5 protein-coding genes are annotated in these 4,140 nt (G+C 57.1%); 3 read left to right on the top strand and 2 right to left on the bottom strand.

What is annotated here, in order from left to right; all coding sequences use genetic code 11:
- On the top strand, nucleotides 1-829 hold an 829-nt coding region (locus ABX962_RS31660), incomplete at its 5' end, for a glycerophosphodiester phosphodiesterase (protein WP_372725592.1).
- Between the two features lie 55 nt (nucleotides 830-884).
- Here the strand turns inward: ABX962_RS31660 and fmt are convergent.
- Together fmt and def are read right to left on the bottom strand one after the other, a co-directional pair.
- Nucleotides 885-1,877 carry a methionyl-tRNA formyltransferase gene (gene fmt, locus ABX962_RS31665; protein ID WP_372725594.1) on the bottom strand — a complete coding sequence of 331 codons (993 nt, stop codon included), beginning with the start codon at nucleotides 1,875-1,877 and terminating at the stop codon, nucleotides 885-887.
- Entirely contained in the window at nucleotides 1,870-2,454 is a 585-nt protein-coding gene (def, locus tag ABX962_RS31670) for a peptide deformylase (protein ID WP_372725596.1), read from the bottom strand. Before def ends, fmt begins: the two co-directional genes overlap by 8 nt.
- Before the next feature lie 173 nt (nucleotides 2,455-2,627).
- Between def and mch the strand changes: the two genes are divergently transcribed.
- The gene (gene mch, locus ABX962_RS31675) at nucleotides 2,628-3,575 is read left to right on the top strand and encodes a methenyltetrahydromethanopterin cyclohydrolase (RefSeq protein ID WP_372725598.1); all 948 of its coding nucleotides are present in this window, start codon (nucleotides 2,628-2,630) and stop codon (nucleotides 3,573-3,575) included.
- On the top strand, nucleotides 3,572-4,140 hold a 569-nt coding region (locus ABX962_RS31680), incomplete at its 3' end, for a RimK family alpha-L-glutamate ligase (protein WP_372725600.1). The genes mch and ABX962_RS31680, both read left to right, overlap by 4 nt.

The raw sequence follows: 4,140 nt of genomic DNA on the forward strand, positions 1-4,140 counted from the left end.
CTCACGCTTGCTGCCTTTGTTTGTTTTGTTTGCTGTCGTTTCCGTGCCTCATTTGGCGTTCTCTCAGATGATTGTCGCCCACCGCGGTGCGTCGCATGATGCGCCTGAAAATACCTTGTCCGCGTTTCGGCTGGCTTGGGATCAAAACGCCGATGGTGTCGAGGGCGACTTTTACCTGACGGCCGATTCCAAAATCGTTTGCATTCACGACAAGGACACCAAACGAACGGCGGGTAAAAAACTGGTAGTCGAAGGATCGACACTTGCCGAACTTCGCAAACTCGATGCGGGCAAATGGAAAGCTGCGAAATGGGCCAACGAGCCCATCCCGACCTTTGCCGAAGTCCTCAAGACAGTGCCCGAGACCCGCACCTTTGTGATCGAACTTAAAAGCGACGAGAAAATTGTTCCCTTTCTGAAAGCGGAACTCGAGCGATTGGATCACTCGAAAATCAAACTGCTGATCATCTGCTTTAACGACAAGGTGATCGCCGACTGCAAGCGTTTGCTTCCCAACGTCAAATCACATTGGTTGACGAGTTTTAAACAGAACAAGACCACGGGCCAGTGGACTCCCACTGCGGACCAGATCGCCAAGACGGTGAAACAATCGGGAGCCAACGGCGTGGGGATGCAAGGCAACACCCAAGTCATTGACGCGGCATTCGTTGATACGATGAAGCAAAGTGGTTGTGACGAATTCCACGTCTGGACCGTCGATTCGCCCACCGACGCCAACTACTTTTCTAAACTGGGTGCGTTTGGCATCACCACCAATCGTCCGGCATTCATCCGTGAAGCACTGGAAACCAAAACGGCAGCGAACTAGCCGAACCGTGAAGACGCGGACGGCGACGAAACGGTTCGTTTATTTCGCGACGGGTTTAATTCGCTGCGTTTTCGTTTCGCGACACGAGATTCTGTGGTTGATGGCCGCGGAGGAATTCCTCGGCCGCCATCTCGCGTTTCCCAGCGGGTTGCAAACGGACGATTTGCACCCAATTGTCTTGCGAAGCGACCTTGAAACGCCCTTCGTCATCCACATCGACCGTGCCCGGTGAAACGCCAGCGGGCACCGCACCGAGCCGCTGAACCTGTTTGACGGCGACTCGGATCGGTTCGTCTTTCCCGGCGACAGGCACAAAGCAATACGCGATCGGCCACGGCTGCATTCCGCGTACATGACAATCGATCATCCGTGCGGGTTGGTCCCAATTGATTTCCGCTTCCGCTTTGGATAGCCGAGCGGCGCGGGTGACCTTGGTCTTGTCTTGAACCGTCCCGATCTCGCTGGACCGATCCCACTGCATCAACAATGCGACCGACTCGAGCGTCGCTTCGACGCCAATCTTCGAGAGTCGATCTTCCAGTTCGCCCGCGGTTTCGTCGTCCGCAATCGGCGTCTGGCGAGTGGCAAGAATCGGGCCTCCATCGAGTCGAGGCGTCATGTGAATCACCGAAACTCCGGTAATCGCATCGCCGCTGAGCAGTGACCGCTGAACCGGTGCGGCACCACGATAGGCGGGCAACAGCGAGCCATGCAAATTGATGCCTCCGAGCGGAGCGGTGGCCAGCGCCGCGGGCTTCAAAATTTGTCCGTAATCACAGACGACCAACAAATCGGCCGCGACGGCATTGAGCCGCTCGACCGCCGATTCGTCATTGATGTTGTCGGGATCGAACAGCGGCAAATCGTTTTCGATTGCCCATTGCCGGACGGGCGACGGGGGGGCTGCCTTACGACTTTTCACTGGCGGTTGCGGACGGGTGACCACCAAGGCGATCTCGTGACCGGCGGTCCGTAGCGCTTCCAGCGATGGGACGGCGAACGGGCCTGTCCCCATCGCAATGATTCGCAGCTTTTCTGAATCAGGCATATCGCTCTCTCCATTGGTCCAAACGAGCCAGCAGATCCTGGTCCGAAGGGATCGCACCGGCCGACTGCTTGGATCGGAAATCGGTCTCGAGTTCATCCAACGCGCCGGCGAACTCACTGCGTCCTTCGTCATTCATCCGATCAAAAAACAGCACGCCGTCGAGGTGATCGTTTTCATGCTGCAAGACGCGAGCGAGAAACCCGTCGACATTGCGTTCGATGGCGTTGCCGTTGATGTCATACGCACTCAGCCGGATCGCCTTGGGACGCTTCACTTGGCCGTAGATCCCAGGCAAACTGAGACACCCCTCTTGTTCCGATTCGTTGCCACGCGGCATCTGCAGTTCGGGATTGATCAGGATCAACTCCTCGCCTTCGCCCCGGACGCCTGACGCATTGACGACAAACATTCGTAGCGGCAGATCGACTTGGTTAGCGGCCAAACCGACTCCCTGAGCCGCATACATCAGTTCGAGCATTTCGTTGGCAAGGTCTTTCAACGCCTGGTCGACGCGTCGAATGGGAGAACTTTTGACACGCAACGTGGGGTGCGGGTAGGGGATGATGCTGAGCGACATGAGCAGATTAGGGGTGGACGCGAAGTGAAGTCGGTGCCTTTGAAATTTCTCGCTGCTTGGCAGTAGCGCAAGGGAAAGCATGATCGAAAAAGCCCTCTTTGGGCAGGGGACTTTGCAAATCCAGCCCCAAACGCCGACTAGACAAATCCGTTGGATTGGGGGACCATTTGCCCATGCTAAACCAACGAACGAACGAATTATTCATGCGTCTTGCCGCGGATGCATCGTCGCTGCAGTGCTTGGTTTCTGAGATTGGCGGCGGCACCGTGCTGGACGCTGGCATCCATACTCGCGGTTCGCTTCGCGCCGGAATCCAGCTCGCTCGATTGTGTATGGCGGACCAGGCCGAAATTCGGATCGCCCCCTGCGACGCCGCCACGCTGGGCAGCAACAACGCCGTCTTTGTCTGTACCGATGAACCTCTGCAAGCGTGCTTGGCGGCTCAATATGCCGGTTGGCCAGTGCAAACGGACCACTATTTTGCGATGGGCAGCGGCCCCATGCGAGCCGCGCGAGGCCGCGAAGAAACGCTGATCGAATTAAAATTGGTCGAATCTGCCGACTCCGTGGTCGGAGTCCTCGAATCCGATAAATTGCCCGATGCCGAGGTGATCGCGATGATTGCCGATCAGTGCGGCGTCGCCGCAAACCAAGTCCGTTTGGCGATCGCGCCGAGCACGTCGATCGCAGGCAGTGTCCAGGTCGTCGCACGTGCAATTGAAACGGCAATGCATAAACTGCATGAACTAAAGTTTGACGTCACCAACATTGTCTCGGCCACCGGCCACGCTCCGCTGCCGCCACCGGCGAAACCGGGCGACACGGTCGCCGGGATCGGGCGGACCAACGACGCCGTACTCTATGGAGCCACCGTTTCATTGTGGGTCGATTGCGACGACGACGCGGTCGAAGCCATCGCAGCCAAGGTGCCTAGCAACACCTCCGCGGACTACGGACAACCGTTTGCCAAGACGTTCAAAAAATACGATTACGACTTTTACAAAGTCGACCCGATGTTGTTCAGCCCTGCGGTAGTGACAATCCATAATCTACGCAGCGGCCGAACTTGGAATCATGGCAAAATCGCCACCGATGTGCTTCGTCAATCGTTTTCATCATGAGCGGTCAGCGATTTCTCGTGCTTGGATGCGGCCAAGGTTGGCATGCGAGCCAGTTGCGAAACGCTGCCGATAAACTCGGCTGCGAGCTGCATGGCAGTGACTATGCGTCGCTGTTTGCCTCGCTCCAATCCAATTCGCTCCAATCCAATTCGCTCTCGCTGAGATCCTGCCCCCCCCTAAGCGATGTCGATCTGGGTACGGACGGTTTCACTGCCGCCGCGATCTCGATCGACCGGTTTGATGCCGTGTTGGCGAGAACGATGCCGGCGGGATCGCTGGAAAAGATCACTTTTCGGCTTTCCATCCTGCATGCCTTGGCCGGCGATACGATTGCGAACAATCGTCCTGTTACGGTGATCAATTCGCCGCGAGGTCTGGAGATCGCGATCGACAAATTTGCCACGCTCGCTCATGTTCGCCGGCTCGGCTATCTCGTCCCTGAAACGATCGTCGTGCAGTCGCGGAACGAAGCGATGGCAGCGTTCGAGCGACTCGGCGGCGACTGTGTCGTGAAACCTCTTTTTGGCGGCGAAGGACGCGGAGTAATGCGAATCCAGGACCCACA

It is taken from the genome of Novipirellula sp., from assembly GCF_041583735.1.
Taxonomy (GTDB): domain Bacteria; phylum Planctomycetota; class Planctomycetia; order Pirellulales; family Pirellulaceae; genus Novipirellula.